Source organism: Pseudomonas sp. GW821-FHT03A09 (genome assembly GCF_059421065.1).
The window spans coordinates 56,383-81,989 of sequence record NZ_JBWKUX010000001.1 but is presented as its reverse complement, the minus strand read 5'-3'; the positions used below and the strand labels follow the sequence as shown (position 1 = coordinate 81,989).

The following is a 25,607-nucleotide window of genomic DNA, read 5'->3' as shown; positions in this document are numbered from 1 at the left end:
GAGATAACAGATGAAAATTACCAAACTGACGACCTTTATCGTCCCGCCGCGCTGGTGCTTCCTCAAGGTCGAGACCGACCAGGGCGTGACCGGTTGGGGTGAGCCCGTGGTTGAGGGCCGCGCCCATACCGTGGCGGCTGCCGTCGAAGAACTGTCCGACTACCTGATCGGCAAAGACCCACGCAATATCGAAGACATTTGGACGGTGCTTTACCGTGGCGGCTTCTACCGTGGCGGCGCGGTGCACATGAGCGCCCTGGCCGGCATCGACCAGGCGCTGTGGGACATCAAGGGTAAGGCCCTCGGCGTGTCGGTCAGTGATCTGCTCGGTGGCCAAGTGCGTGACAAGATCCGCGTGTATTCCTGGATTGGCGGCGATCGCCCCGCCGACACCGCCCGTGCCGCCAAAGAGGCCGTGGCCCGCGGCTTCACTGCCGTGAAGATGAACGGCACTGAAGAACTGCAGTTCGTCGACAGCTTCGAAAAAGTCGACCTGGCCCTGGCCAATGTCGCCGCCGTGCGTGATGCGGTCGGCCCCAACGTCGGTATCGGCGTCGACTTCCATGGTCGTGTGCACAAGCCCATGGCCAAAGTGCTGATGAAGGAACTGGACCCGTACAAACTGATGTTCATCGAAGAGCCGGTGCTCAGTGAAAACTACGAAGCATTGAAAGAGCTGGCGCCGCTCACCAGTACGCCGATTGCCCTGGGCGAGCGCCTGTTCTCGCGTTGGGACTTCAAGCGCGTGCTCAGCGAAGGCTATGTCGACATCATCCAGCCGGATGCTTCCCACGCGGGCGGCATCACAGAAACCCGCAAGATCGCCAACATGGCCGAAGCCTACGATGTGGCCCTGGCCCTCCATTGCCCGCTGGGCCCGATTGCCCTGGCGGCCTGCTTGCAATTGGACGCTGCTTGCTACAACGCGTTTATCCAGGAGCAGAGCCTGGGCATTCACTACAACGAGAGCAACGACCTACTCGACTACGTGCGCGATCCGGGCGTGTTCGACTATGACCAGGGTTTCGTGAAAATCCCTAATGGGCCGGGCCTGGGTATCGAGATCAACGAGGAATATGTGATCGAACGCGCGGCCATCGGCCATCGCTGGCGCAACCCGATCTGGCGCCATGCCGACGGCAGCTTCGCCGAGTGGTGATTTCCTACTGAAGAAATGCGGTTAAAACTGTGGGAGCTGGCTTGCCTGCGATAGCGGTGGGCCAGTGTGCACATCTGGCACGGATACACCGCTATCGCAGGCAAGCCAGCTCCCACAGTTTGATTCGGCTTCTTCAGTCAGATCCATTCGGTCCTCAATAAACATAAGAAGAGGCAACCCCCCATGCACCCTGAATCCTTCACCGGGCAGGCTTCTTTAGTCACGCCTACCCGAAAGCGCTACTTCATCATGGTTTTGTTATTCATCACCGTGGTGATCAACTACCTCGACCGCAGCAACCTGTCGATTGCCGCCCCTGCCCTGACCAGTGAGCTGGGTATCGACCCGGTGCATGTCGGGCTGATTTTTTCCGCTTTCGGCTGGACCTACGCCGCCATGCAGATCCCTGGTGGCTGGCTGGTGGACCGCGTGCCGCCGCGCATTCTCTACACGGCCGCCCTGCTGCTATGGTCCGTCGCCACGGTAATGCTCGGCTTTGCCGCCAGTTTTATCGCGCTGTTCGTGCTGCGTATGGCGGTGGGTGCTTTGGAGGCTCCGGCCTATCCGATCAACAGCCGCGTGGTCACCACTTGGTTTCCCGAGCGTGAGCGCGCGACGGCGATTGGCGTCTACACCTCCGGGCAGTTTGTCGGTCTGGCGTTTCTCACGCCGGTACTGGCCTGGCTGCAGCATGCATTTGGCTGGCATATGGTGTTTGTGGCCACCGGTGGCGTGGGGATCTTGTGGGCGGTGATCTGGTACGCGGTGTATCGCGAGCCGAAGGATTTCAAAGGCGCGAACGCAGCTGAAATCGACCTGATCCGTGAAGGTGGCGGGTTGGTGGACATGCAGGAAAAAACCGCCAAGGCGCCATTCAGTTGGGTCGACCTGGGCATCGTGCTGAGCAAGCGCAAACTCTGGGGCATCTACCTGGGCCAGTTCTGCCTGAACTCCACGCTGTGGTTTTTCCTGACGTGGTTCCCGACCTACCTGGTGAAATATCGCGGCATGGACTTCATCAAGTCGGGCTTGCTCGCATCGCTGCCCTTCCTGGCGGCGTTCGTCGGCGTGCTGTGCTCGGGGATCTTTTCCGACTGGCTGATTCGCCGCGGCGCGTCGGTGGGTTTTGCGCGCAAGTTGCCGATCATCGGCGGGTTGCTGATTTCCACGGCAATCATCGGCGCCAACTATGTGGACTCGACAGCGTGGGTGATTGCGTTCCTGGCGGTGGCGTTCTTTGGCAATGGGTTGGCGTCGATTACCTGGTCGCTGGTGTCGACCCTGGCACCGGCACGGCTGTTGGGTTTGACCGGTGGCGTATTCAATTTCATCGGTAACTTGTCGGCGATTGCCACGCCGATTGTGATTGGCTTTCTGGCCAGTGGCGATTCGTTTGCGCCGGCGATCACTTACATCGCGGTGCTGGCGTTGCTTGGGGCGTTGTCCTACGTATTGCTGGTAGGCAAAGTCGAGCGCATAGAGCTTTAGGTAAACCCTGTGGCGAGGGCGCTTATTCCCTCGCCACAACGGCGCCCCCCACTTTTAGTACAGCGCGCCATCCAGGATCTGATAGACGATGCTGGTGCCGATGGCGATCAATACGATGTCGCCACCGGAGCGACGCCATTCATATCCAGGGTATTGCGGCAGGTGGGCCAGGGCTCGGTTGTCCAAGCGCTCACCGTAGTAGTTGCGCGGCAGCGGCTGGCCGCGCACCAGACGCACGCCGGGCGGCGGCGGTGCGCCACGGCGGAAGTCGTTGTGGTTATCCCGGATCACCTGGCGCACCGGGCCGAAGTCTTCCGGTGGGCCACCACGGTGGTTGTTCTGCGGGCCTCGATGGTCATCACCGCGTTGCTCATGCTGACCTTGCGGGCCGCCTCGGTCGGGGCCGGGACCGCCACGCTCATCGTAGGGCGCGGCCTGCGCCAGGGCACTCGCGCCGAGCATCAGCACGGCGAGACCAGCGATCAAGCGTTTAGGCATTTTCATGGGGGTATTCCTCAGTACTGCACGCACAAAAAAGGGATTTCGAACCGGGTTCGAAATCCCTTGGTCTTGTCAGTTTAGGTACTGATTCGCCCGTATGATTCCTCTGTATCAGGAACTTTACCCACCGCTACACGGCGTTTACTTACGGGCGCTGCGAACACCTTCCGACAGCGCTGCGCACAGGCTCAATACGCCATCAATTGCCTGCTGATCATTTTTGGCAGTGGCGATGTGGTCGATCAATGCCGAACCCACCACCACACCATCGGCCAGGCGTGCGATGGCCGCGGCCTGTTCTGGCGTGCGGATACCGAAGCCGATGCTGATCGGTAGATCGGTATGGCGGCGCAGGCGGGTCACGGCTTCCTCGACGTGTTCCAGGGTCGCGGCACCGGCACCGGTCACACCCGCCACCGACACGTAGTACACAAAGCCGGAGCTGCCGTTGAGCACGGTCGGCAGGCGCACGTCGTCGGTGGTTGGCGTGGTCAGGCGGATAAAGTCGATGCCTGCTGCCTGGGCCGGGTCGCACAGCTCGGCGTTATGCTCGGGCGGCATGTCGACCACGATCAGGCCGTCAACACCGGCTGCCTTGGCGTCGGCGATGAACTGCGGCACGCCGTATTTGTGGATCGGGTTGAAGTAGCCCATCAACACCAGTGGCGTGTCGTTGTTGTCTTTGCGGAACTCACGAACCATTTGCAGGGTTTTCGCCAGGTTCTGCTTGGCGGTCAACGCGCGGATGTTGGCCAGTTGAATGGCCGGGCCGTCGGCCATCGGGTCGGTGAAAGGCATGCCCAGCTCGATCACATCGGCGCCGGCGGCAGGCAAGCCCTTGAGGATCGCCAGCGAGGTGTCGTAGCCCGGGTCGCCGGCGGTGATGAAGGTCACCAGAGCGGCGCGGTTATGTTCTTTAAGCTGTGCGAAGCGGGTTTGCAGGCGGCTCATCAGTGTTTCTCCTGCTTGGATTGTTCTTGTTGAGACTGCTCTTGTTGGGAGTGTTCCATGTGGAACATCACGGTTTGCATGTCTTTGTCGCCACGGCCCGACAGGTTGACCACCATCAGGTGATCCTTCGGCAAGGTCGGTGCGCGTTTGAACACTTCGGCCAGGGCGTGGGCGCTTTCCAGTGCAGGAATAATCCCTTCCAGGCGGCAGCATTTGTGGAAGGCATCCAACGCTTCGTCGTCGGTCACGGAGGTGTATTGGACGCGGCCGATATCGTGCAACCAGGCGTGCTCAGGGCCAATGCCCGGGTAGTCGAGGCCGGCGGAAATCGAGTGGGCGTCGATGATCTGGCCATCGTCGTCCTGCAGCAGGAAAGTGCGGTTGCCGTGCAGCACACCCGGTACGCCACCGTTGAGGCTGGCGGCGTGCTTGCCGGTCTCGATGCCGTGGCCGGCCGCTTCGACACCGATGATCTCGACGCTGGTGTCGTCCAGGAACGGGTGGAACAGGCCCATGGCATTGGAGCCACCGCCGATGCACGCCACCAGGCTGTCCGGCAGGCGGCCCTCTTGGGCTTGCAACTGGTCGCGGGTTTCCTTGCCGATCACGGCCTGGAAGTCGCGCACCATGGCTGGGTACGGATGCGGGCCGGCCACGGTGCCGATCAGGTAGAAGGTGCTGTCGACGTTGGTCACCCAGTCACGCAGGGCTTCGTTCATCGCGTCCTTTAGCGTGCCGGTGCCGGCGACCACGGGGATCACTTCGGCGCCCAACAGCTTCATGCGGAACACGTTGGCCTGCTGGCGCTCGATGTCGGTGGTGCCCATGTAGATCACGCATTGCAGGCCGAAGCGTGCCGCCACGGTGGCAGTGGCCACGCCGTGCATGCCGGCGCCGGTCTCGGCGATGATGCGTTTTTTACCCATGCGCCGTGCCAGCAGGATCTGGCCGATGCAGTTGTTGATCTTGTGCGCGCCGGTGTGGTTCAGCTCTTCGCGCTTGAGGTAGATCTTGGCGCCACCGCAGAACTCGGTCAGGCGCTCGGCGAAATACAGCGGGCTTGGGCGGCCGACGTAGTCGCGTTGGAAGTAGGCCAGTTCTTCATTGAAGGCCGGATCGATCTTGGCCGCTTCGTACTCACGGGCCAGGTCGAGGATCAACGGCATCAGGGTTTCAGCGACGTAACGGCCGCCGAACGCGCCGAACAGGCCGTTGGCGTCTGGGCCGTTGCGTAGATCGGTCTGGGACTGAGTCATGGGACGCTCCAGGAAAGAATGGGTGTAGGAAACAATGAGGGCCACTCTACCCTTCACGCTCTACGCTGAAAACCGATAAGATCGCCGCAACATGTCAGGAAAACTCACAGATGAGTCGAGACCTTCCGCCCCTCAACGCCCTGCGTGCATTTGAAGCTACTGCCCGCCTCAACAGCGTCAGTCAGGCTGCCGAGCAACTTCACGTGACTCACGGCGCCGTCAGCCGCCAGCTGAAGGTGTTGGAAGAACACTTGGGTGTCAGTTTGTTCGCCAAAGACGGGCGCGGCCTTAAACTCACAGATGCCGGCGTTCGACTACGGGATGCCAGTGCTGAAGCGTTCGAACGTTTAAGGGACGTGTGTGCCGAGCTGACCCAGGCCAGCGCTGACGCGCCCTTCGTGCTCGGCTGCTCGGGGAGCTTGCTGGCGCGCTGGTTGATCCCGCGCCTGGGCCGCTTGAACGCCGACTTGCCAGACCTGCGCCTGCACCTGTCGGCCGGTGACGGCGACCTCGACCCGCGGCGCCCTGGCCTGGATGCTCTGCTGGTGTTCGCTGAACCGCCCTGGCCTGCGGATATGCAGGTGTACGAGCTGGCGAGCGAACGTATCGGCCCGGTGATGAGCCCGCGTTTTGCCGGTTACGAACGCCTGCACCAGGCGCCGCCGCAAGCCCTGTGTGGCGAAGCTTTGTTGCATACCACATCGCGTCCGCAAGCCTGGCCCAGTTGGGCGCGGCAATACGGCATCGAGCCTGGCGCGTTGAAACACGGCCAAGGGTTTGAGCATTTGTATTACTTGCTGGAGGCGGCGGTGGCGGGTCTGGGAGTGGCGATCGCGCCAGAGCCGCTGGTGGCAGAGGACCTGCGCGCGGGTCGCCTGGTGGCGCCCTGGGGTTTCAGTGAAACCCCGGCGCACCTGGCGTTGTGGCTACCCAAGCGCGCCGCAGACGGGCGCGCTGGTCGGTTGGCGCAGTGGCTCAAGGCAGAGCTTTTGCGCCAGCCGGTTTAGTCACGGCGTTTGCACAGCAGGTAAGCGGCTATCAGGCCCAGTGCGCCAACGGCGACACCGGCTGTAGTCCATGGATGCTCTTGTGCGTAATCCCGGGTCGCAGCACCGGTTTCGCGGATTTTGACTTTGCTTTCTTCGTAGGCATCGCTGATCAGGTGGCGGGAGTGCTTGAGGGCATTCTCGGCGTTGCTTTTCAGGGCCTTCAGGGTCTTGCGCGACTCGTCAGATGCGTCGTCCTTGAGGCTTTCCAGAGACTTGAGCAGGCTCGAAATCTCGGCTTCCATGCTTTCCAGCGACGCTTTGCGTAAAGAAGTGTTGGCCATTTGGACTCTCCTGAAGTGATTGAGTGGCATGTGTAGATACCGACTGCACCGGTTTCAGAAAGTGCAGTAAATCTGAACTTTCACTTAGGAACGGTCGCCAGAAGCAGTACGAACATTGACTGCTACGCTGATTAAAGTCCTCAGGAGAAACGTCATGTCTGATCATCACACCTACAAGAAAGTCGAACTGGTTGGCTCCTCGACCACCAGCATCGAAGACGCCATCAATAATGCGCTGGCCGAGGCCAACAAGAGCATCAAGCACCTGGAGTGGTTCGAAGTGACCGAAACCCGTGGCCACATCAAGGACGGCAAGGCCGCGCACTTCCAGGTCACGCTCAAGGTGGGATTCCGAATTGCCAGCAGTTAAGCGCGACAGTTGAACTTTGCTGACTGGCCGATTGCCATAACCTGCGCTACAACCTTTGGGGGCCGATGCCATAAGCGTCGGCACGCTCTTTTCGATCAGCGCAAGGAAAGTAACGGATGAAGAAGTTCTTGTTAGCGGTAGGTTTGTTGAGCATTGCGGGCACAGCGATGGCGGCGAAGGACTGCGGAGAGCTGAAAAGCGAGATCGCAGCGAAAATCGACGCTAAAGGCGTACCGCACTACTCCCTGGAAATCGTGGATAAAGGCGCTTCGGCCGGTGGCTCGGTAGTCGGCACCTGCGGCGGCGGCACCAAGGAAATCGTCTACAAGCGCGGTTAATCCCGTGTTCCAGACATAAAAAACCGACGCGAGTGCGTCGGTTTTTTTCGCCTATGGGTTTTAGCCCTTCATCAACTGCGCAAGAAGTTCGTAGGAATGAATCCGGTCGGCGTGCTCGTACAGGTCACAGGTAAAGATCAGCTCATCGGCGCCGGTCTGCTCGATCAACACCTCCAGTTTGGCGCGGATCTTCGCCGGGCTGCCCACCATCGCCAGGCCGAGGAAGCTGCCGACCGCGTCTTTTTCATGGGGCAGCCACAGGCCGTCCATGGTTTTTACGGGCGGGCGCTGCACCAGGCTTTGGCCGCGCATCAGCGCGAGGATACGTTGGTAGACCGAAGTGGCCAGGTAATCAGCCTGCTCGTCGGTATCGGCGGCTACCAGCGGAATGCCAAGCATGACGTAGGGCTTATCCAGCACGGCTGAAGGCTTGAAGTGATTGCGATACACGCGAATCGCCTCATGCATCAGGCGCGGAGCGAAATGGGAGGCGAAGGCGTAGGGCAAGCCTCGCTCCCCCGCAAGTTGTGCACTGAACAGGCTGGAACCGAGTAGCCACACCGGTACGTTGGTGCCGGTGCCTGGGACCGCGATCACCCGTTGGTCGGGCGTGCGCGGACCGAGGTAGGCCATCAGTTCGGCCACGTCTTCCGGGAAGTCGTCGGCGCTGCCGGAGCGTTCACGGCGCAGGGCGCGGGCCGTCATCTGGTCTGAACCGGGGGCGCGGCCCAGGCCCAGGTCGATACGGCCGGGGTAGAGGCTTTCCAGGGTACCGAACTGTTCGGCGATCACCAGGGGCGCGTGGTTGGGCAGCATCACGCCGCCGGAGCCGACGCGGATGGTCGAGGTGCCGCCAGCCAGGTAGCCCAGCAACACCGAAGTGGCCGAGCTGGCGATGCCGTCCATGTTGTGGTGTTCCGCCACCCAGAAACGGTGGTAGCCGAACTTTTCCACGTGCTGGGCCAGGTCCAGGGAATTGCGCAACGATTGCGCCGGGCTGCCATTGGCGCGCACGGGCACGAGGTCGAGGGTCGAGAACTTTACGTCGGACAGCGATTTCATAAGCCTGCTTCTCCATTGGGTGCGCAGGCTTATAGACGAACCAAAACCTGCCGCTTCATGTGCATGCTTCATGCAATGAGGGCATATACCCGAGATTCAATAGGCGATCGTAAAATTTCCTACTGGAGCACTAGGTTTCTCTGACAAGATGAACTTTGCCAAAGCTTCTATCCTCAGAACTCCAACTGACGCAAAACCACCGTTCGAGGAGATAGCTATGAGTATCAAGAAAAAAGCATCGGCTCACTGGGAAGGCGACTTGAAGACCGGTCTGGGGTCCATCTCGACCGAAACCGGCGTGCTGCGCGACGCGCCTTACGGCTTCAAGGCACGCTTCGAAGGCGGTAGAGGCACCAACCCCGAAGAACTGATCGGTGCTGCTCATGCCGGCTGTTTCTCCATGGCGTTTTCCATGATTCTCGGCGACGCCGGCCTCAAGGCCGACAGCATCGACACCCAGGCGGAAGTCACTCTGGACCAAGTAGACGGTGGCTTTGCGATCACCGCCGTACACCTGATTCTGAAAGCCAAGATTCCGGGCGCCAGCCAGGCGCAATTCGATGAGCTGAGCAAAAAGGCCAAGGAAGGGTGCCCGGTGTCCAAGGTGCTGAATGCGAAAATCAGCCTGGATGCCACGCTGGTCAACTAACGCAGCAGATCCAATGTGGGAAGGGGCTTGCCCCTCCCACATTCATTTAGTTCTGCGTTAAATCAGAACTCGTGTTTCCTAGATGTGGTCCTATAGGCTATGCAGCCTAGGCGCACACCCGTGCGCATGCATTCAGGGAGCTTCACACATGAAACGTTTTGCCTTGGCGATCATTTGCGGTGCGTTGGCCACTTCGGCTGTGGCCGCGCCAAAAGATTGTGAAGAGCTCAGGAAAGAGATCGAAGTGAAGATCCAGGCCAAGGCGATTCCGTCTTACACCTTGGAGATCATCACTGCCGAAGAGGCCAAGAATCACGACAGCGCCATGATTGTCGGCTCCTGTGAAAACGGCACCAAGCGCATCATCTATCAGAGAAACAACGACTGATCAGATGCAGTTCACACTGCGTTCCTCGGCCAACAACTGACGAGCTGTGTTGTACAGCCGAATATTGGGCGTGTAGGCCAGCGACCGCCCTTCCAACACATAGCGCTGGCCAGCCTGGAAGTTGTCGTACTGCAAAGTCATGAAGCAGGTACGGTCAGTTGTTTGCCCAAAACCGCCGAAGCTGCCGCCCGTGGGGACTTCAAAATCAAACCGCACCATTAGCTCATGGCTGCCGGGTGGCACCTGAAAGAAACGCCCGTCGTTGAGGCTCTTGCCGTCCAGGCGCTGGGCCATCACCAGTTTGGCGCCCGGTGTCGGCGTGGTGAAGTCGACCCAGGCCTGATGCGGGTCAACCGGTGGAATCGGGGTTGAAGCGCAGGCGCTGAGAAACAGGGCGGTGATGCAAAACAATAGCTGGCGCATGGCGGGCACTCAGGCGGTGGAAGGGATGGAGCGGACTCTCTATCAGTATAAACACGCCACGCCATGGAAAAATCCCACACAGGCAGGCTAGTCTGGCGGGCAATTTACCCAGGAGTCATCGGGGCATGGTCAGGCGTTTTCTTCCAGGGTTGATGGTTGTACTGCTCAGCGGCTGTTCCAGCGTGAGTTACTACAGCCAATTAGCCAGCGGCCAGTGGCAATTATTGCGGGCCCGGGAGCCGGTTTCCGAGGTCATCGCAGACCCGTCACGGCCACAGGTCTTGCGCGATCACCTGGTGCAAGCGCAGAAGGCGCGGACCTTTGCCAGCGAACACCTGCACCTGCCTGACAACCGGAGTTACCGGCTGTACGCCGACATCGGTCGACCCTATGTCGTCTGGAATGTCTTCGCCACATCGGAATTTTCTCTGTCGCCTGAAACCCATTGCTTCCCCATCGCCGGTTGTGTGGCTTATCGCGGCTACTACAACCAAGGTGCGGCGCGTGGCGAAGCGGCGCTGTTGCAACAACGGGGCATGGACGTGTCGGTCAGTGGCGTCGAGGCCTATTCCACCCTGGGTTGGTTCGATGACCCGATCATGAGCTCGATGATGAACTGGGGTGACGAGCGACTGGCCACGTTGATCTTCCATGAGCTGGCGCACCAGCGTTTCTATGTAAAGGACGACACCGAGTTCAACGAGTCCTACGCCAATTTCGTCGAGCAGGAAGGCACCCGTCAATGGCGTGCGGCCCGAGGCTTGGCGCCTGTCGGTGACGCAGCGTTGAGGCAGCGTGATCAATTTATCCGGCTGGTCCTCGACACCCGCAAACGCTTGGAAACGCTGTACGCGCAGCCCTTGGCGGCGGACGTGATGCGCCAGGCCAAGGCGGCGGAATTCGAACGCTTGCGCAGTGAGTACCGACGGATGCGCGACAGCCAGTGGGGGGGCGACAAGCGCTATGACGTGTGGGTCAATCAGCCGATGAACAACGCACGGTTGTTGCCGTTTGGGCTGTACGACCAGTGGGTGCCGGCGTTTGCGGCGTTGTTTCGGCAGGAAGGTGGGGATTGGGTGAGGTTTTTTGCGGCGGTAGAGAAGATGGGTGGGTTGTCGGTGGGACAGCGTAAGGCGGCGTTGAAACAGTTGGAAGTCAGTGGCCGATAGGGCCCCATCGCAGGCAAGCCAGCTCCCACATTGGATCGTCGAGCACGGTCAAAATGTGGGAGTTGGCTTGCCTGCGATAGCCATCTCAAGGGCGCTGCATAAACGCCTGATGCATCTGATCCAGGGTTTCAAAATGCCAAGTCGGCGCCTCGGCATTCAACTCTTCAAAACTGCCAAACCCATAGCCTACCGCCGCCGAATCCAGCCCGTTGCTACGCGCACCGATCAGGTCGTGCTTGCGGTCACCAATCATCAAGGTGGTGGCCGGGTCCAGGCCTTCTTCACGCATCAAATGGGCGATCAGCTCGACTTTGTTGGTGCGTGTACCGTCCAGTTCGCTGCCGTAGATCACCTTGAAGTGTTTGGCAAAGTCGAAATGCCGGGCGATCTCGCGGGCGAATTCCCACGGTTTGGAGGTCGCCACGTACAGCTGGCGACCCTGGCTGTTCAATTCTTCCAACAGCGGCATCACGCCGTCGAACACACGGTTTTCATACAGGCCGGTGACCTTGAAGCGCTCGCGGTAGAAGTTCACCGCTTCCCATGCCTTGGCTTCATCGAACCCGTAGAACTGCATGAACGCTTGCAGCAACGGCGGGCCGATGAAGTGTTCCAGCTGGGTCAGGTCCGGCTCGTCGATACCGAGCTTGGCGAGGGCGTATTGGATCGAGCGGGTGATGCCTTCACGCGGGTCGGTCAGGGTGCCATCCAGGTCGAACAGCACGGTGGAGTAATGCAGGGTCATTGATTGAATCCTTCGGCCAGGTGCAGGTCTTTGAGCTTCACGTAGTTCGCGGCGCTGTAGGTGAAAAAGGCGCGCTCCTTGTCAGTCAGCGCGCGGATTTGTTTAACCGGGCTTCCCACATACAAAAAGCCGCTGTCGAGTTTCTTGCCCGGCGGCACCAGGCTGCCGGCGCCGATGATCACGTCGTCTTCCACCACGGCGCCATCCATCACGATGCTGCCCATGCCGATCAACACGCGGTTGCCTACGCTGCAGCCGTGCAGCATGACTTTATGGGCGATGGTCACGTCATCGCCGATCAGCAGTGGGAAGCCGTCCGGGTTGAAGGGCCCGGCGTGGGTGATGTGCAACACGCATCCGTCCTGCACGCTGGTTCGTGCGCCGATGCGGATGTGGTGCATGTCGCCGCGGATGACGGTCAGCGGCCACACTGAGCTGTCGGTGCCGATTTCGACATCGCCGATCACCACCGCCGAAATATCGACAAACGCCCCGGTGCCCAGGGTTGGCGTGTGATTCTGATAGGTGCGAAGGGTCACGATAGCCTCTCTCTCTTTTGCTGATAGCTGCGGTGGGCATTGATTGTAATTAAGATGGCCCCATCTTTGTCTTATCCGTTTCTTCAGCCAAGGTGCCAACCGTGAGCGCGAACAACCCCCTTCTGCAGTCCTACGACCTGCCGCCGTTCTCGGCGATCCGTGCCGAGCACGTGCAGCCGGCCATCGAACAGATCCTCGCCGACAACCGTGTTGCCATCGAAGGCATCCTGCAAAGCCAGGGTAAAAATCCGACATGGGCCGGGCTGATCCTGGCGATGGACGAACTGAACGACCGCCTGGGCGCCGCCTGGAGCCCGGTCAGCCACCTCAATGCCGTGTGCAACAGCGCCGAACTGCGCGAAGCCTACGAGGCGTGCTTGCCTGCGTTGAGCGCCTACTCCACCGAGATGGGTCAGAACCGCGCACTGTTCCAGGCTTTCGAAGCCTTGGCCAACAGCCCGGAGGCCGCCGGCTTCGACGTGGCGCAAAAAACCATTCTGGAACACTCCCTGCGCGACTTCCGCCTGTCGGGTATCGATTTACCCGCAGAGCAACAAAAACGCTACGCCGAAGTGCAGAGCAAGCTGTCGGAGCTGGGCAGCAAATTCTCCAACCAGTTGCTGGACGCCACTCAAGCCTGGACCAAGCACGTTACCGATGAAGCCACCCTCGCCGGCTTGACCGACTCGGCCAAGGCGCAAATGGCCGCCGCCGCCCAGGCCAAGGGCCTCGATGGCTGGCTGATCACCCTGGAATTCCCCAGCTACTATGCGGTGATGACCTACGCTCAGGATCGCGCCCTGCGTGAAGAAGTCTACGCCGCCTACTGCACCCGTGCGTCGGACCAGGGCCCGAATGCCGGTCAGAACGATAACGGCCCGGTGATGGAGCAGATCCTCGACCTGCGTCAGGAGCTGGCCCAACTGCTGGGTTATGCCTCTTTCTCTGAGCTGAGCCTGGCCACCAAGATGGCCGAGTCCAGTGACCAGGTGCTGAGTTTCCTGCGTGACCTGGCCAAGCGCAGCAAGCCGTTTGCCGCCCAGGACCTGCAACAGCTCAAGGCGTACGCCGCCGAGCAAGGCTGCGCCGACCTGCAAAGCTGGGACAGCGGTTTCTACGGCGAAAAACTGCGGGAGCAGCGCTACAGCGTGTCCCAGGAAGCCCTGCGCGCCTACTTCCCTATCGACAAAGTGTTGGGCGGGCTGTTCGCCATTGTGCAACGCCTGTACGGCATCGAGATCGCCGAGCAGAAAGGCTTCGACGCCTGGCATCCGGATGTGCGCCTGTTTGAAATCAAGGAAAACGGCCAGCATGTCGGCCGCTTCTTCTTTGACCTGTACGCCCGCGCCAACAAGCGTGGCGGTGCCTGGATGGACGGTGCGCGCGACCGTCGTCGCACGATTGATGGCGTGTTGCAAAGCCCGGTGGCTAACCTGGTGTGCAATTTCACCCCGGCCGACAGCGGCAAACCTGCCCTGCTGACCCACGATGAAGTGACCACGTTGTTCCACGAATTCGGCCATGGCCTGCATCACCTGCTGACCCGCGTGGAACATGCTGGTGTGTCCGGCATCAACGGCGTGGCCTGGGATGCGGTGGAGTTGCCGAGCCAGTTCATGGAGAACTGGTGCTGGGAGCCGGAAGGCCTGGCGCTGATCTCCGGCCACTATGAAACCGGCAAGCCGCTGCCCCAGGATCTGCTGGAAAAAATGCTGGCGGCGAAGAACTTCCAGTCCGGCCTGATGATGGTGCGCCAGTTGGAGTTTTCGCTGTTCGACTTCGAGCTGCACGCTACCCATGGCGATGGCCGCACGGTAGCGCAGGTGCTGGAAGGCGTGCGCGATGAGGTTTCGGTGATGCGTCCGCCAGCCTACAACCGTTTCCCCAACAGCTTCGCGCATATCTTCGCGGGCGGTTACGCGGCGGGTTACTACAGCTACAAGTGGGCCGAAGTGCTGTCGGCGGATGCCTTCTCCAAATTCGAAGAAGACGGCGTGCTCAATCCCGAGACGGGCCGCGCTTTCCGCGAGGCCATCCTGGCTCGTGGCGGTTCCCAGGAGCCGATGGTGCTGTTCGTCGATTTCCGCGGACGTGCGCCATCGATTGACGCACTCTTGCGCCACAGCGGCCTGAGTGAGGACGCGGCAGCATGAGTGAAGGGCCTGTGATTACCAAAAAGCAATTTATCGCCGGGGCGGTCTGCCCGGCGTGCAGCGAGCCGGACAAGTTGAAGATGTGGACCGAGGACAGCGTGCCACATCGTGAGTGCGTGGCCTGTGGGTACACCGATACGCTGAATGACCAAGGTTTGTCGGTGCCCAAGGAGTTGGGTACGCGGGTGAATACCTCGGCGTTGAAAGCACCGGACCCGAAGGTGCAGGCGGTGCAGTTCTTTCCTAATCCGAAGCTGAAAAAAGACTAAAAAAGCGGGGCACCTAAAGTGCCCCGCTTTTTTTTGCAGCTATTGGTGTGTCTGTTAAAGCTGTTTCTCATCCTTCGTCGAGGTGGTGATCCAGCTTTTCATCGAGCACAGGGCAAAGGCGCTGGTGCTGCAATCGCCATTCGCCAAGGCAGTGCGCAACTTGTCGATATCAGCCTTCATCATGTAGCGAACGCCGTCCTTGAAACCATTGCTGGTGCCGAAGCCGCCCTGGGTCATTTCATTCAGTGCGTCTTCCTTGCTCCAACCCTGTACCACCACGCGATACATCGCTGCCATCAGGCCGGTGCGGTCTGAGCCGTGCTTGCAGTGCATCAACACCGGGCCGTTCGCCTGGGCCTCTTGAATGGCACGCAGGGCGGCGAGTACGTCGGTATCGTCGACATGGTTGGTGCGATAAGACAACTGCACCTGTTTGATATCCGGTGATTTCAGCCAGTTGGCATCCGACTCCGGCAGAAAGTTGATCACCGTACCGATCTTGAGTTTTTCCAGCACAGGCACGGCACTGCTGTCCGGCAACGCGCTGCGATAGAGCGTGGGGGTCATCTGGTGCAGGTTGAACTGGTTGCCTACAGGCTGGGCCCACTCCGGCGAGCGAGTCGACGGAACGTCCTCGGCTTGAGCGTGAACGGTGGCGAACAAGGCCATGAACGCCAGGCCGAGGGCAGGCAACAATCGAATCTTGGACATGCGCTTTGTGACCGAATAGGGAAATGGCTGATGGGCCACAGATTCACCTATGGGGGGTCAACAGGGTGTGAGGTCCTCGTCAAAGAATTGTGAACGGGCGGCGCTGATTTACGTTTTTTTTGCCGCTGAATCGATTCGCCCCAATTCTTAGGCTGCTATCATTTGTAACTATTGTTTGCCAGGGTGTTCTACGCCCTTGGCATCCATGCCTTCACGCTGCTCCCAGAAGCGGCGGATAAACCCGTGACCACATGATGAGGTGCACCCATGTCTGATCAAGATCAAGACAACCCGCGGCGCGACTTTTTGCGCAAATCCTTGACCTTGATCCCGGTGGTCACGGTTGCCAGCACTGGCCTTGGCGGCTCGATGTTGATGGCCGCACCGGAGCCTGCCCAGGCCGCACCGGCCAAGACGCCTGCGAGCGACAAAGCCTACGAGCCCAGCTATTTCACCGCTGAAGAATGGGCGTTTATCAACGCTGCTGTCGCCCGCCTGATTCCCGCCGATGCCCAAGGCCCTGGCGCTTTGGAAGCGGGTGCACCGGAATACATCGATCGTCAGATGAACACGCCTTACGCCAGTGGCGCACTGTGGTTCATGCAAGGTCCGTTCAACGCCGATGCCGCGCCTGAGATGGGTTGGCAGAGCAAGTTGGTGCCCAAAGAGATCTATCGCCTGGGCATTGCCGCAACGGATGCGTGGTCGAAAGCGTTCAATGGTAAAGCTTTTGCTGGGCAAGACAGCGCTACCCAGGATGACATGCTGCGTCGTCTGGAGGCGGGCGGTAGTGAAGTGAGCGCGCATTTTGAAGCGGTGCCGGCCAAAATGTTCTTCAACCTTCTGCTGCAAAACACCAAGGAAGGTTTCTTCTGCGACCCGATCCACGGTGGCAACAAAGGCATGGTCGGCTGGACCATGATCGGCTTCCCCGGCGCCCGCGCCGATTTCATGGATTGGGTGGAACGCAACGAGCAGTACCCCTTCCCGGCTGTTTCCATCCGTGGCGAGAGGGCATAAACGTGGCGACCATCATGAAGAAAGTGGATGCAGTGATCGTAGGTTTCGGTTGGACCGGCGCGATCATGGCCAAGGAGCTGACGGAAGCTGGCCTGAACGTGGTAGCGCTGGAGCGCGGCCCGATGCAGGACACTTACCCGGACGGCAACTACCCTCAGGTCATCGACGAGTTGACCTACAGCGTGCGTAAAAAACTCTTCCAGGACATTTCCAAGGAGACGGTGACCATTCGCCATAGCGTGAATGACGTCGCCCTGCCCAACCGCCAGTTGGGTGCGTTCCTGCCGGGGAATGGCGTGGGCGGTGCAGGCCTGCACTGGTCGGGTGTGCATTTCCGTGTCGACCCGATCGAATTGCGCATGCGTAGCCACTATGAAGAGCGCTACGGCAAGAACTTCATCCCCAAGGACATGACCATCCAGGACTTTGGCGTCAGCTATGAAGAGCTGGAACCGTTTTTCGATTACGCGGAGAAAGTCTTCGGCACCTCGGGCCAGGCCTGGACCGTCAAAGGTCAGTTGGTGGGCGAAGGCCGTGGCGGCAACCCGTATGCGCCGGATCGCTCCAACCCGTTCCCGCTGGAGGCGCAGAAAAACACCGTCTCCGCACAGCTGTTTCAGAAAGCGGCTAGCGACGTGGGTTACAAACCCTACAACCTGCCGTCGGCCAATACCTCAGGGCCTTATACCAACCCGTACGGGGCGCAGATGGGGCCGTGCAACTTCTGCGGTTTTTGCAGCGGCTACGTTTGTTACATGTATTCCAAGGCGTCGCCGAACGTGAACATCCTGCCGGCGCTGCGGCAGGTGCCGAATTTTGAGCTGCGTCCCAATTCCCACGTGCTCAAGGTCAACCTGGACAGCACTAAGAAAAAAGCCACCGGCGTGACCTACATCGACGCTCAGGGGCGCGAATGCGAGCAGCCGGCGGACCTGGTGATCCTCGGCGCTTTCCAATTCCATAACGTGCGCCTGATGCTGCTGTCGGGCATCGGAAAACCCTACGACCCGATTACCAATGAAGGCGTGGTGGGCAGGAACTTCGCCTACCAGAACATGGGCACCATCAAGGCCTTCTTCGATAAAGACACCTACACCAACAACTTCATCGGTGCCGGCGGCAATGGCGTGGCCATCGATGATTTCAACGCGGACAACTTCGACCACGGGCCACACGGCTTTGTGGGCGGCTCGCCGATGTGGGTCAACCAAGCGGGCAGCCGGCCGATTGCGGGTACCTCCAACCCGCCGGGCACGCCGGCCTGGGGCAGTGCGTGGAAGCGTGCTACCGCCGATTACTACACTCATCAGGTGTCGATGGATGCCCACGGCGCCCATCAATCCTACCGGAGCAACTACCTGGATCTGGACCCGGTATACCGCGATGCCTACGGCCTGCCGCTGCTGCGTATGACGTTCGACTGGCAGGAAAACGACATCAAGATGAACCGCTTCATGATGGAGAAAATGGGCAAGGTCGCTGAAGCGATGAACCCGAAGGCCATTGCCATGCTCGGTAAAAAAGTCGGTGAGCACTTCAACACGGCGTCCTACCAGACCACTCACCTCAACGGTGGCGCAATCATGGGCACCGACCCCAAAACCAGTGCGTTGAACCGCTACTTGCAGAGCTGGGATGTACACAACGTGTTTGTCCCAGGCGCGTCCGCTTTCCCACAGGGCTTGGGTTACAACCCTACCGGCCTGGTGGCGGCGTTGACCTATTGGTCGGCGCGGGCGATCCGCGAGCAGTACCTGAAAAACCCCGGCCCATTGGTTCAGGCATAAGGAGCGATGACTATGAAAGCACTCGTTATCGCCTCCGTGGCGCTGTTCAGCAGTTGCTCGATCAGCGCGGCTGAAACGGACCTGATCAAGCAAGGTGAATACCTGGCCCGTGCCGGCGACTGTGTCGCCTGTCATACCGCCAAGGACGGCAAACCCTTTGCTGGCGGCCTGCCGATGGAAACCCCGATCGGCGTGATTTATTCCACCAACATCACCCCGGACAAGACGGGCCTGGGCGATTACAGCTTCGAAGACTTCGACAAGGCTGTGCGCCATGGCGTCGCCAAGAACGGTAGTACGCTTTACCCGGCGATGCCCTACCCGTCTTACGCGCGCGTCAGCGACAGCGATATGCAGGCGTTGTATGCGTATTTCATGAAGGGGGTCGAGCCGGTTGCTCAAGCGAACAAGGACAGCGATATTCCCTGGCCCTTGAGCATGCGCTGGCCTTTGGCGGCATGGCGTTGGATGTTTGCCCCGGCGGTGCAGGAGCAGCCGACCCAAGCGACTGACGATCCGGTGGTCAGCCGTGGTGCGTACCTTGTGGAAGGTCTTGGTCACTGTGGTGCTTGTCATACACCGCGTGCCCTGACCATGCAGGAAAAAGCCCTGAGTGCCACCGAGGGCAATGCGTTCCTGTCCGGCAGCGCGCCGCTGGAAGGCTGGATCGCGAAAAGCCTGCGCGGTGACCACAAGGACGGTCTCGGCAGTTGGAGCGAAGAGCAACTGGTGCAATTCCTCAAGACTGGCCGTAGCGACCGTAGCGCGGTGTTTGGCGGCATGAGTGACGTTGTAGTCCACAGCATGCAGTACATGTCGGAAGATGACCTGACTGCCATCGCCCGTTACCTCAAGAGCCTGCCGGCGGTCGATCCCAAGGATCAGCCGCACCAGTACGACAAGCAGGTGGCAGAGGCCTTGTGGAAAGGTGATGACAGCAAGCCGGGTGCGTCGGTGTACATCGACAACTGCGCGGCCTGCCATCGCACTGACGGTCATGGCTATACGCGGGTGTTCCCGGCGTTGGCGGGTAACCCGGTGCTGCAGACGGCGGATGCCACGTCATTGATCAACATCGTGTTGAATGGCGGCACCTTGCCGGCGACCCACACGGCACCATCCACCTTCACCATGCCGGCGTTCGCCTGGCGCCTGTCGGACCAGGAAGTGGCGGATGTGGTCAGTTTCGTTCGCGGCAGTTGGGGCAATAAAGGGGCGCCAGTGAAGGCCAGCGACGTGGCCGACCTGCGCAAGAGTGATAGGCGCACCACGTCCGGCGATGACTTGGGGCAAGTGACGCAAAAGCATTGACCCTGCCCTGACCGCCAAACGGCACTGGTCAGAAACCGTGCGCCTCGATACTGTATATAAAAACAGTATCGAGGCGTTTTTATGTCGACTGCGCTGCCACCCCGTGGCCGGGGTACTGCCACCAACCTGCATAACCGCTTTGCGCCCACCGTCAGTGTGGCCGAGGACGACGGCTGGTTTCAGGAAGTACCGCCGACCCAGGGCACTGAAGTGCGTATCGAAACGGCCAAGTCCATCATCACCCGCAACAACTCGCCGGATTTGCCCTTCGATCGTTCGATCAACCCTTATCGCGGCTGCGAGCATGGCTGCATCTACTGCTATGCGCGACCCAGCCATGCCTATTGGGACATGTCGCCGGGCCTGGATTTCGAAACCAAACTGATCGCCAAGACCAATGCCGCCGATGTGCTGGAGCAACAGCTGTCGAAACCCGGCTACGTGTGTGCGCCGATCAATCTCGGCTCCAACACCGACCCGTACCAGCCCATTGAGCGTGAGTACAAGATTACCCGGCAAACGCTTGAAGTATTGCTGCGCTACCGGCACCCGGTGACCATCATCACCAAGGGGTCGCTGATATTGCGCGACCTCGACCTGCTGACCGAACTCGCCCGCCAGCGCCTGGTGGCGGTGATGATCAGCCTCACCAGCCTGGATGATGAGCTCAAGCGCATCCTGGAGCCGCGCACGGCGGCGCCCAAGGCGCGACTGCGGGCGATTCGGGTGATGCGGGAGGCCGGCATCCCGGTGGGCGTGCTGTGTTCGCCGATGATCCCCATGATCAACGACAGCGAACTGGAGAGCCTGCTCACCGAGGCCCATGCCGCCGGTGCGCAAAGTGCGGCCTACATGATGCTGCGCTTGCCGCTGGAGGTGGCGCCGTTGTTCGAGGAGTGGCTGGCCGCACATTACCCGCAGCGTGCAGTCCATGTGATGAGCCTGGTGCGCCAGGTGCGCGGTGGCGAGGTGTACGACAGCCGTTTCGGCGTACGCATGCGTGGTGAAGGACCGTTTGCCGATTTGTTGGCGCAGCGGTTCAGCAAGGCGATCAAGCGGCTGGGGTTGAACCGTCGGGAAGGGTTCAATCTGGATTGCGCAGCATTCTGCCCACCGGGCAGACAGATGGCATTGCTGTAAACTGCCTAGGAGTAGCGCGTTAGTTCTGTAGGAATAGTCGCGTTTTGACATCACTGAAACCCGCGATCTAGAGCGGTTCTTTCAGTTTGAGTTAAGTTTCGATGGTTACCTTGTTTAACGAGTGGCTGATGAGTCTGCTTCGCCGCTGTAGGAATTTTTACTGACTGGCGTCGATCTGACTTGAACACTCCCCTGCATTAATCAAGAGGATGAATCATGAGTGACAAGGATAAACAGCCGTTGGCTGCGTCGGCTTCAGCCCCTCAGGTGGCGGAAACCGCCGATGCAGCGCTAAAGCATATCGTTGACGGCTTTTTGCATTTCCATCACGACGTCTTCCCCCAACAGGAAGAACTCTTCAAGAAACTCGCCACGGCCCAGAGCCCGCGGGCGATGTTCATTACCTGCGCCGACTCGCGCATCGTGCCCGAGCTGATCACCCAAAGCTCCCCTGGCGACCTGTTCGTGACCCGTAACGTCGGTAACGTAGTACCGCCCTACGGCCAGATGAACGGTGGTGTTTCCACTGCCATCGAATACGCGGTACTTGCCCTGGGCGTGCAGCACATCATCGTGTGTGGGCACTCAGACTGTGGTGCCATGCGTGCGGTACTCAACCCGGACAGCCTGGAGAAGATGCCGACGGTCAAAGCCTGGTTGCGGCATGCCGAGGTCGCCAAGACCATGGTTCATGACAACTGCGACTGCGCCAATGAAGGCGAGAGCATGAAAGTGCTGACGGAAGAAAACGTCATCGCTCAACTGCAACATTTGCGCACCCACCCTTCCGTGGCTTCGCGCATGGCCAACGGTCATTTGTTTATCCATGGTTGGATCTACAACATCGAGACCAGCGAAGTCCGAGCCTACGATGCGGACACAGCGGCATTTCGACCGTTGAACGGCACCGAGCCGATTCCTTCCGCGACGCCTAAAGCGCGCTTCTAAAACACTTCCCTGCCGGGCCAAGCGGTGGCTGCCATGGATGCAGCCAGGCTTTGCCGCGCCCGGCAAATGCCTTGGGAGAGTCATCATGCGTGCTGCTCAATTGAAAGCTGTATTGCCGCGGGAGCTGCTCGCCTCTGTGGTTGTGTTTCTGGTTGCCCTGCCCCTGTGCATGGGTATCGCGATTGCTTCCGGCATGCCGCCGGCCAAGGGGTTGATCACCGGGATTATCGGTGGCCTGGTCGTGGGTTGGCTGGCGGGTTCGCCGCTGCAGGTCAGTGGCCCGGCGGCGGGGTTGGCGGTGTTGGTATTCGAGCTGGTGCGCCAGCACGGCATGTTGATGCTGGGGCCGATTTTGTTGCTGGCGGGGTTCCTGCAATTGGTGGCTGGGCGTCTGCGCCTGGGTTGCTGGTTCCGCGTCACGGCACCTGCGGTGGTGTACGGCATGCTGGCGGGGATCGGTGTACTGATCGTGCTATCACAGATCCATGTGATGCTCGACGGTGCACCCAAACCTTCAGGGCTGGATAACCTGGCGGGTTTTCCGGCTGCGCTGGGCGAAGCGATTCCAACCCTCGGTGGTGGCCTGGGTTGGCAGGCTGGCCTGCTCGGTCTGTCGACGATGCTGGTGATGTACCTGTGGGACAAGTTGCGCCCGCAAAGCCTGCGCTTCGTTCCGGGCGCCCTGTTGGGTGTGGGCCTGACGACGGTTGTCAGTTTGGTGCTGGCGTTGCAGGTCAAGCGTGTCGAAGTCCCGGAAAACCTCGCCGATGCCATCGACTGGCTGCGTCCCAGTGACCTGCTGAACCTGGCCGATCCGCAGTTGTTGATCGCTGCATTTGCCGTGGCGTTTATTGCCAGCGCCGAAACTTTGCTCTCCGCAGCGGCGGTCGACCGCATGCACAGCGGTCAGCGTTCGGACTTCGACAAAGAGTTGTCTGCCCAAGGCGTGGGCAACATGCTCTGTGGTCTGGTCGGTGCCCTGCCGATGACCGGTGTGATCGTGCGCAGCTCGGCCAACGTGCAGGCCGGTGCTACCACGCGGCTGTCGGCCATGTTCCATGGGCTGTGGCTGCTGGCGTTCGTGCTGTTGCTGTCGAGTGTGCTGCAAAGCATTCCAGTGGCGAGTCTGGCGGGTGTGCTGGTGTACACCGGGATCAAGCTGGTGGACCTCAAGGCGTTCAAGGCGCTGGGCCGATATGGACGCATGCCGATGTTCACTTACGCGGCCACCGCACTGGCGATCATCTTCACCGACCTGTTGACGGGCGTACTGGTGGGCTTCGGGCTGACGTTGGTGAAGCTGGCGTTCAAGGCTTCGCGGCTGAAAGTCAGCCTGATCGACTTGCCGCAAGACGGCGAGATGGAATTGCGTCTGACGGGGGCGGCGACCTTTCTGAAAGTGCCGGCGCTGACCCAGGTGCTGTCGACGGTGCCTGCCGGGACTACCGTGCATGTACCGCTTAACAACTTGAGTTACATCGATCATTCCTGCCTGGAGTTGCTGGAGGAATGGGGCCGGGCAAATGCGGCCAAGGGGTCGACGCTGGTGATCGAGGCGCGAGGGTTGAAGCGACGGTTGGAAGGGCGGGTGCGGACGACGGTGGGGATAGGCTCTGCACCGTCTGTTAGCTGACAAAACTGTGGGAGGGGGCTTGCCCCCGATAGCTGTGCACCAGTCGAAATCTCTTTGGCTGATACACCGCAATCGGGGGCAAGCCCCTCCCGCATTTGATCTTCGTAGGCCGGAAAGTTTAGGCAGGTTGATCCAGTGACAACTCAACCCCCAACTGCCGCGACAGGCACGGCCAGCGTTTCCACGCCGCTTCCGTGTTCGGGCTCTTGAGCGTCTCGCGATAGGCCTCGACCGACTCCAGCGCAAAGCTCTCTTCGTTGAGCATTTCATCCACGGCCAGATGCACCGCTTCATCCAACTGATTGGCGAATTGCTCACCGATCAGTTGATGAGCGATCAAGTTGGCGACGGTGGTATCGGCTGGGATCAACGGCTGGCCGAAATGCTTGATATACAGATCGTTGACCTCTTCCACCAGGCGATGGGCCAGGTAGGCCTCGTCCAACAAGCCGTCGAGACCTTCGTGGCCGGCCAGGATTGCAGGGGGCTGCAGGAAGAAGTGCTCGGCGATTTTCAGGACTGGCTTGATCTGGCTCTCAATCCCGGCTTCGCGGGCCACGTCGTTGGCGGCCTCCAGCAGGTCGGGGACGAGGTCGATGTAGGCGGTCACGAAGCGAGTCATGACAATGTTGCGATCACCGTCAGCCAGGGAGATGGCCGAATGCAGGTGCGGCAATTGTTTTTCCAGCTGCAGGGCAAGCTGGCCCGTAGTGGCTTCGTGTTGATGGGCACGGGAAATCTGCTCGCGCAATGCGGCGGTGTTCATGAAGGCTCCAGTGAAACAGGCGTAGGAAAAGGGAGAGGATAAGGTAGCTCGTTTATACGAGCGCCTAAGACGCATTTGTCATAATTATTTCATGGTTATGCGTGGCGGTTATATCGAATTGCCATCGTTCGTCGGATAAACGTTTGCGCCCCCGGTTTTATTAGGCCCGCCCGTCGTTTTTTGTTCATTTGCCCCCACACATTGCGGGGTTGCAGGTGCTGTCTATACTCGGGTTTGTACGCAATTAGCTGATGACGCCCAACTGCAGACGCAGGCAAGGCTTGGCGGTTGTAAGCAGTATGGAAGCCGCTCCCTTCGCCGCAGGTGCAAACCGGCGGGATAACAAGAAACATAAAGGGGAACCCGCAATGACGCGACATCCACATGTTTGGATGGGCCTACTGTTGTGGTCGGTATTCGGCCAGGCGCACGCCGCCTGGACCACGAATATGGCTCCAGGGGCTACTGAAGTCAGCCACGCCGTGTTTGACCTGCACATGACCATTTTCTGGATTTGTGTGGTGATTGGCATCGTCGTGTTTGGCGCGATGTTCTGGTCGATGATCCTGCACCGTCGCTCTACAGGCCAGGTGGCGGCCAAGTTCCACGAGAGCACGACCGTGGAGATTCTCTGGACCGTGGTGCCCTTTCTGATCCTGGTGGCCATGGCCATTCCGGCGACCAAAACCCTGATCAACATCTACGACAGCAGTGAGTCGGATATCGATATCCAGGTCACCGGCTACCAGTGGAAGTGGCACTACAAATACCTGGGCCAGGACGTGGAGTTCTTCAGCAACCTGGCCACGCCGGCCGAGCAGATCCATAACCAGGCCACCAAGGGCGAGCATTACCTGCTCGAAGTCGACCAACCGCTGGTGTTGCCGGTGGGCGCCAAGGTGCGCTTCCTGGTGACGGCTGCCGATGTGATCCACTCCTGGTGGGTGCCGGCTTTTGCGGTCAAGCGTGACGCCATTCCCGGCTTCGTCAACGAAGCCTGGACCCGGATCGAGAAGCCCGGCATCTACCGTGGCCAGTGCGCTGAACTGTGCGGCAAGGACCACGGCTTCATGCCGATTGTGGTCGATGTCAAATCCAAGGCCGACTACGAAACTTGGCTTGGCGAGCGTAAGGAAGAAGCCGCCAAGCTCAAGGAGCTGACCTCCAAAGAGTGGACGTTGGATGAGCTGGTGGCCCGTGGCGACAAGATCTACCACACCACCTGCGTGGCGTGTCACCAGGCCGAGGGCCAAGGTTTGCCGCCGATGTTCCCGGCGCTCAAAGGCTCGCCAATCGCCACTGGGTCTAAGGAAGACCACCTGCACCGCGTCTACTTCGGCAAGCCTGGCACCGCCATGGCCGCGTTCGGCAAGCAACTGTCGGAAGTGGATATCGCGGCCGTAGTGACCTACGAACGCAATGCCTGGGGTAACAACAAAGGCGACATGGTCACGCCCAAAGACGTGCTGGCTCTGAAACAGGCGGAAAGCAAATGACTGCC

Annotated in this window: 27 protein-coding genes; 17 read left to right on the top strand and 10 right to left on the bottom strand. The window is 60.0% G+C overall.

Features of this window, described 5'->3' with window-relative positions; genetic code table 11:
* The first annotated feature begins 10 nt into the window (after positions 1-10).
* Both dgoD and AC07V4_RS00405 read left to right on the top strand, forming a co-directional pair.
* Positions 11-1,159, top strand: coding sequence for a galactonate dehydratase (dgoD, locus tag AC07V4_RS00410; RefSeq protein WP_178923977.1), 1,149 nt, complete (start codon positions 11-13; stop codon positions 1,157-1,159).
* A 183-nt stretch (positions 1,160-1,342) separates the two neighbouring features.
* Positions 1,343-2,647, top strand: a complete 1,305-nt coding sequence (locus AC07V4_RS00405) for an MFS transporter (protein WP_492635226.1) — start codon at positions 1,343-1,345, stop codon at positions 2,645-2,647.
* Between the two features lie 54 nt (positions 2,648-2,701).
* On the opposite strand, the gene AC07V4_RS00400 is transcribed toward AC07V4_RS00405, so the two are convergent.
* The 3 genes from AC07V4_RS00400 to trpB all read right to left on the bottom strand — a co-directional run bounded on the left by AC07V4_RS00400 (position 2,702) and on the right by trpB (position 5,355).
* Positions 2,702-3,151: an anti-virulence regulator CigR family protein gene (locus AC07V4_RS00400; RefSeq protein ID WP_492635227.1), complete on the bottom strand. Its 450-nt coding sequence runs from the start codon at positions 3,149-3,151 to the stop codon at positions 2,702-2,704.
* 138 nt (positions 3,152-3,289) lie between these two features.
* On the bottom strand, positions 3,290-4,099 hold the full coding sequence (gene trpA / locus AC07V4_RS00395; protein WP_492635228.1) for a tryptophan synthase subunit alpha: 810 nt from the start codon (positions 4,097-4,099) through the stop codon (positions 3,290-3,292).
* On the bottom strand, positions 4,099-5,355 hold the full coding sequence (gene trpB / locus AC07V4_RS00390; protein ID WP_492635229.1) for a tryptophan synthase subunit beta: 1,257 nt from the start codon (positions 5,353-5,355) through the stop codon (positions 4,099-4,101). Before trpB ends, trpA begins: the two co-directional genes overlap by 1 nt.
* Before the next feature lie 110 nt (positions 5,356-5,465).
* Here trpB and AC07V4_RS00385 point away from each other — a divergent pair, with 110 nt between their 5' ends.
* Positions 5,466-6,362, top strand: a complete 897-nt coding sequence (locus AC07V4_RS00385; RefSeq protein WP_492635230.1) for a LysR family transcriptional regulator — start codon at positions 5,466-5,468, stop codon at positions 6,360-6,362.
* Here AC07V4_RS00385 and AC07V4_RS00380 read toward each other — a convergent pair.
* A complete protein-coding gene (locus tag AC07V4_RS00380) occupies positions 6,359-6,685 on the bottom strand; it encodes an ElaB/YgaM/YqjD family protein (RefSeq protein ID WP_431750780.1) in 327 nt (108 codons plus the stop codon). The genes AC07V4_RS00385 and AC07V4_RS00380 overlap by 4 nt on opposite strands.
* Positions 6,686-6,839: 154 nt before the next feature.
* Here AC07V4_RS00380 and AC07V4_RS00375 point away from each other — a divergent pair, with 154 nt between their 5' ends.
* Both AC07V4_RS00375 and AC07V4_RS00370 read left to right on the top strand, forming a co-directional pair.
* Positions 6,840-7,055, top strand: coding sequence for a dodecin (locus tag AC07V4_RS00375; protein ID WP_005783406.1), 216 nt, complete (start codon positions 6,840-6,842; stop codon positions 7,053-7,055).
* 116 nt (positions 7,056-7,171) lie between these two features.
* Positions 7,172-7,393, top strand: coding sequence for a DUF1161 domain-containing protein (locus tag AC07V4_RS00370; RefSeq protein ID WP_431750781.1), 222 nt, complete (start codon positions 7,172-7,174; stop codon positions 7,391-7,393).
* A 60-nt stretch (positions 7,394-7,453) separates the two neighbouring features.
* Here AC07V4_RS00370 and AC07V4_RS00365 read toward each other — a convergent pair whose 3' ends face one another.
* Complete coding sequence (locus tag AC07V4_RS00365) at positions 7,454-8,455, bottom strand: LLM class flavin-dependent oxidoreductase (protein ID WP_024072590.1); 1,002 nt, start codon at positions 8,453-8,455, stop codon at positions 7,454-7,456.
* A 217-nt stretch (positions 8,456-8,672) separates the two neighbouring features.
* On the opposite strand from AC07V4_RS00365, the gene AC07V4_RS00360 reads away from it, so the two are divergent.
* Both AC07V4_RS00360 and AC07V4_RS00355 read left to right on the top strand, forming a co-directional pair.
* Positions 8,673-9,104: an OsmC family protein gene (locus AC07V4_RS00360; protein WP_492635231.1), complete on the top strand. Its 432-nt coding sequence runs from the start codon at positions 8,673-8,675 to the stop codon at positions 9,102-9,104.
* Between the two features lie 148 nt (positions 9,105-9,252).
* The gene (locus AC07V4_RS00355; protein WP_431750783.1) at positions 9,253-9,492 is read left to right on the top strand and encodes a DUF1161 domain-containing protein; all 240 of its coding nucleotides are present in this window, start codon (positions 9,253-9,255) and stop codon (positions 9,490-9,492) included.
* Here AC07V4_RS00355 and AC07V4_RS00350 read toward each other — a convergent pair whose 3' ends face one another.
* Positions 9,493-9,915 carry a PA0061/PA0062 family lipoprotein gene (locus AC07V4_RS00350; protein WP_492635232.1) on the bottom strand — a complete coding sequence of 141 codons (423 nt, stop codon included), beginning with the start codon at positions 9,913-9,915 and terminating at the stop codon, positions 9,493-9,495.
* Between the two features lie 125 nt (positions 9,916-10,040).
* Here AC07V4_RS00350 and AC07V4_RS00345 point away from each other — a divergent pair, with 125 nt between their 5' ends.
* A complete protein-coding gene (locus tag AC07V4_RS00345; protein ID WP_492635233.1) occupies positions 10,041-11,084 on the top strand; it encodes an aminopeptidase in 1,044 nt (347 codons plus the stop codon).
* An 85-nt stretch (positions 11,085-11,169) separates the two neighbouring features.
* On the opposite strand, the gene AC07V4_RS00340 is transcribed toward AC07V4_RS00345, so the two are convergent.
* Positions 11,170-11,829: an HAD family hydrolase gene (locus tag AC07V4_RS00340; RefSeq protein WP_492635234.1), complete on the bottom strand. Its 660-nt coding sequence runs from the start codon at positions 11,827-11,829 to the stop codon at positions 11,170-11,172.
* Positions 11,826-12,368, bottom strand: a complete 543-nt coding sequence (locus AC07V4_RS00335) for a gamma carbonic anhydrase family protein (protein ID WP_431750719.1) — start codon at positions 12,366-12,368, stop codon at positions 11,826-11,828. Before AC07V4_RS00335 ends, AC07V4_RS00340 begins: the two co-directional genes overlap by 4 nt.
* A gap of 101 nt (positions 12,369-12,469) precedes the next feature.
* Here AC07V4_RS00335 and prlC point away from each other — a divergent pair, with 101 nt between their 5' ends.
* Both prlC and AC07V4_RS00325 read left to right on the top strand, forming a co-directional pair.
* Positions 12,470-14,521, top strand: coding sequence for an oligopeptidase A (gene prlC, locus AC07V4_RS00330; RefSeq protein WP_492635235.1), 2,052 nt, complete (start codon positions 12,470-12,472; stop codon positions 14,519-14,521).
* Complete coding sequence (locus AC07V4_RS00325; protein ID WP_027608125.1) at positions 14,518-14,790, top strand: YheV family putative zinc ribbon protein; 273 nt, start codon at positions 14,518-14,520, stop codon at positions 14,788-14,790. The genes prlC and AC07V4_RS00325 overlap by 4 nt, the downstream gene beginning before the upstream one ends.
* Positions 14,791-14,844: 54 nt before the next feature.
* Here AC07V4_RS00325 and AC07V4_RS00320 read toward each other — a convergent pair whose 3' ends face one another.
* Positions 14,845-15,501 carry a dual specificity protein phosphatase family protein gene (locus tag AC07V4_RS00320; protein WP_492635236.1) on the bottom strand — a complete coding sequence of 219 codons (657 nt, stop codon included), beginning with the start codon at positions 15,499-15,501 and terminating at the stop codon, positions 14,845-14,847.
* A gap of 267 nt (positions 15,502-15,768) precedes the next feature.
* On the opposite strand from AC07V4_RS00320, the gene AC07V4_RS00315 reads away from it, so the two are divergent.
* From AC07V4_RS00315 to AC07V4_RS00290, 6 genes are all read left to right on the top strand, one after another.
* Complete coding sequence (locus tag AC07V4_RS00315) at positions 15,769-16,521, top strand: gluconate 2-dehydrogenase subunit 3 family protein (RefSeq protein WP_492635237.1); 753 nt, start codon at positions 15,769-15,771, stop codon at positions 16,519-16,521.
* A gap of 2 nt (positions 16,522-16,523) precedes the next feature.
* Entirely contained in the window at positions 16,524-18,308 is a 1,785-nt protein-coding gene (locus tag AC07V4_RS00310; RefSeq protein ID WP_492635238.1) for a GMC family oxidoreductase, read from the top strand.
* 12 nt (positions 18,309-18,320) lie between these two features.
* Positions 18,321-19,619 (top strand): c-type cytochrome, encoded by a 1,299-nt coding sequence (locus tag AC07V4_RS00305; RefSeq protein WP_492635239.1) that lies wholly within the window; start codon positions 18,321-18,323, stop codon positions 19,617-19,619.
* 81 nt (positions 19,620-19,700) lie between these two features.
* Positions 19,701-20,759, top strand: a complete 1,059-nt coding sequence (locus AC07V4_RS00300) for a PA0069 family radical SAM protein (protein ID WP_492635240.1) — start codon at positions 19,701-19,703, stop codon at positions 20,757-20,759.
* Positions 20,760-20,975: 216 nt separating this feature from the next.
* Positions 20,976-21,707, top strand: coding sequence for a carbonic anhydrase (locus AC07V4_RS00295; RefSeq protein ID WP_492635241.1), 732 nt, complete (start codon positions 20,976-20,978; stop codon positions 21,705-21,707).
* Between the two features lie 85 nt (positions 21,708-21,792).
* Complete coding sequence (locus AC07V4_RS00290) at positions 21,793-23,340, top strand: SulP family inorganic anion transporter (RefSeq protein WP_492635242.1); 1,548 nt, start codon at positions 21,793-21,795, stop codon at positions 23,338-23,340.
* 118 nt (positions 23,341-23,458) lie between these two features.
* Here AC07V4_RS00290 and AC07V4_RS00285 read toward each other — a convergent pair whose 3' ends face one another.
* On the bottom strand, positions 23,459-24,106 hold the full coding sequence (locus AC07V4_RS00285) for a hypothetical protein (protein ID WP_431750857.1): 648 nt from the start codon (positions 24,104-24,106) through the stop codon (positions 23,459-23,461).
* Between the two features lie 368 nt (positions 24,107-24,474).
* Between AC07V4_RS00285 and coxB the strand changes: the two genes are divergently transcribed.
* A complete protein-coding gene (gene coxB / locus AC07V4_RS00280; protein WP_492635243.1) occupies positions 24,475-25,602 on the top strand; it encodes a cytochrome c oxidase subunit II in 1,128 nt (375 codons plus the stop codon).
* The last annotated feature ends 5 nt before the right edge of the window (positions 25,603-25,607 follow it).

What these genes read in the sequence shown, in the direction of transcription:
- dgoD (WP_178923977.1), top strand. Translation starts at nt 11, where the DNA reads ATGAAAATTACCAAACTGACGACCTTTATCGTCCCGCCGCGCTGGTGC.
- AC07V4_RS00405 (WP_492635226.1), top strand. Translation starts at nt 1,343, where the DNA reads ATGCACCCTGAATCCTTCACCGGGCAGGCTTCTTTAGTCACGCCTACC.
- AC07V4_RS00400 (WP_492635227.1), bottom strand. Translation starts at nt 3,151, where the DNA reads ATGAAAATGCCTAAACGCTTGATCGCTGGTCTCGCCGTGCTGATGCTC.
- trpA (WP_492635228.1), bottom strand. Translation starts at nt 4,099, where the DNA reads ATGAGCCGCCTGCAAACCCGCTTCGCACAGCTTAAAGAACATAACCGC.
- trpB (WP_492635229.1), bottom strand. Translation starts at nt 5,355, where the DNA reads ATGACTCAGTCCCAGACCGATCTACGCAACGGCCCAGACGCCAACGGC.
- AC07V4_RS00385 (WP_492635230.1), top strand. Translation starts at nt 5,466, where the DNA reads ATGAGTCGAGACCTTCCGCCCCTCAACGCCCTGCGTGCATTTGAAGCT.
- AC07V4_RS00380 (WP_431750780.1), bottom strand. Translation starts at nt 6,685, where the DNA reads ATGGCCAACACTTCTTTACGCAAAGCGTCGCTGGAAAGCATGGAAGCC.
- AC07V4_RS00375 (WP_005783406.1), top strand. Translation starts at nt 6,840, where the DNA reads ATGTCTGATCATCACACCTACAAGAAAGTCGAACTGGTTGGCTCCTCG.
- AC07V4_RS00370 (WP_431750781.1), top strand. Translation starts at nt 7,172, where the DNA reads ATGAAGAAGTTCTTGTTAGCGGTAGGTTTGTTGAGCATTGCGGGCACA.
- AC07V4_RS00365 (WP_024072590.1), bottom strand. Translation starts at nt 8,455, where the DNA reads ATGAAATCGCTGTCCGACGTAAAGTTCTCGACCCTCGACCTCGTGCCC.
- AC07V4_RS00360 (WP_492635231.1), top strand. Translation starts at nt 8,673, where the DNA reads ATGAGTATCAAGAAAAAAGCATCGGCTCACTGGGAAGGCGACTTGAAG.
- AC07V4_RS00355 (WP_431750783.1), top strand. Translation starts at nt 9,253, where the DNA reads ATGAAACGTTTTGCCTTGGCGATCATTTGCGGTGCGTTGGCCACTTCG.
- AC07V4_RS00350 (WP_492635232.1), bottom strand. Translation starts at nt 9,915, where the DNA reads ATGCGCCAGCTATTGTTTTGCATCACCGCCCTGTTTCTCAGCGCCTGC.
- AC07V4_RS00345 (WP_492635233.1), top strand. Translation starts at nt 10,041, where the DNA reads ATGGTCAGGCGTTTTCTTCCAGGGTTGATGGTTGTACTGCTCAGCGGC.
- AC07V4_RS00340 (WP_492635234.1), bottom strand. Translation starts at nt 11,829, where the DNA reads ATGACCCTGCATTACTCCACCGTGCTGTTCGACCTGGATGGCACCCTG.
- AC07V4_RS00325 (WP_027608125.1), top strand. Translation starts at nt 14,518, where the DNA reads ATGAGTGAAGGGCCTGTGATTACCAAAAAGCAATTTATCGCCGGGGCG.
- AC07V4_RS00320 (WP_492635236.1), bottom strand. Translation starts at nt 15,501, where the DNA reads ATGTCCAAGATTCGATTGTTGCCTGCCCTCGGCCTGGCGTTCATGGCC.
- AC07V4_RS00315 (WP_492635237.1), top strand. Translation starts at nt 15,769, where the DNA reads ATGTCTGATCAAGATCAAGACAACCCGCGGCGCGACTTTTTGCGCAAA.
- AC07V4_RS00305 (WP_492635239.1), top strand. Translation starts at nt 18,321, where the DNA reads ATGAAAGCACTCGTTATCGCCTCCGTGGCGCTGTTCAGCAGTTGCTCG.
- AC07V4_RS00300 (WP_492635240.1), top strand. Translation starts at nt 19,701, where the DNA reads ATGTCGACTGCGCTGCCACCCCGTGGCCGGGGTACTGCCACCAACCTG.
- AC07V4_RS00295 (WP_492635241.1), top strand. Translation starts at nt 20,976, where the DNA reads ATGAGTGACAAGGATAAACAGCCGTTGGCTGCGTCGGCTTCAGCCCCT.
- AC07V4_RS00290 (WP_492635242.1), top strand. Translation starts at nt 21,793, where the DNA reads ATGCGTGCTGCTCAATTGAAAGCTGTATTGCCGCGGGAGCTGCTCGCC.
- AC07V4_RS00285 (WP_431750857.1), bottom strand. Translation starts at nt 24,106, where the DNA reads ATGAACACCGCCGCATTGCGCGAGCAGATTTCCCGTGCCCATCAACAC.
- coxB (WP_492635243.1), top strand. Translation starts at nt 24,475, where the DNA reads ATGACGCGACATCCACATGTTTGGATGGGCCTACTGTTGTGGTCGGTA.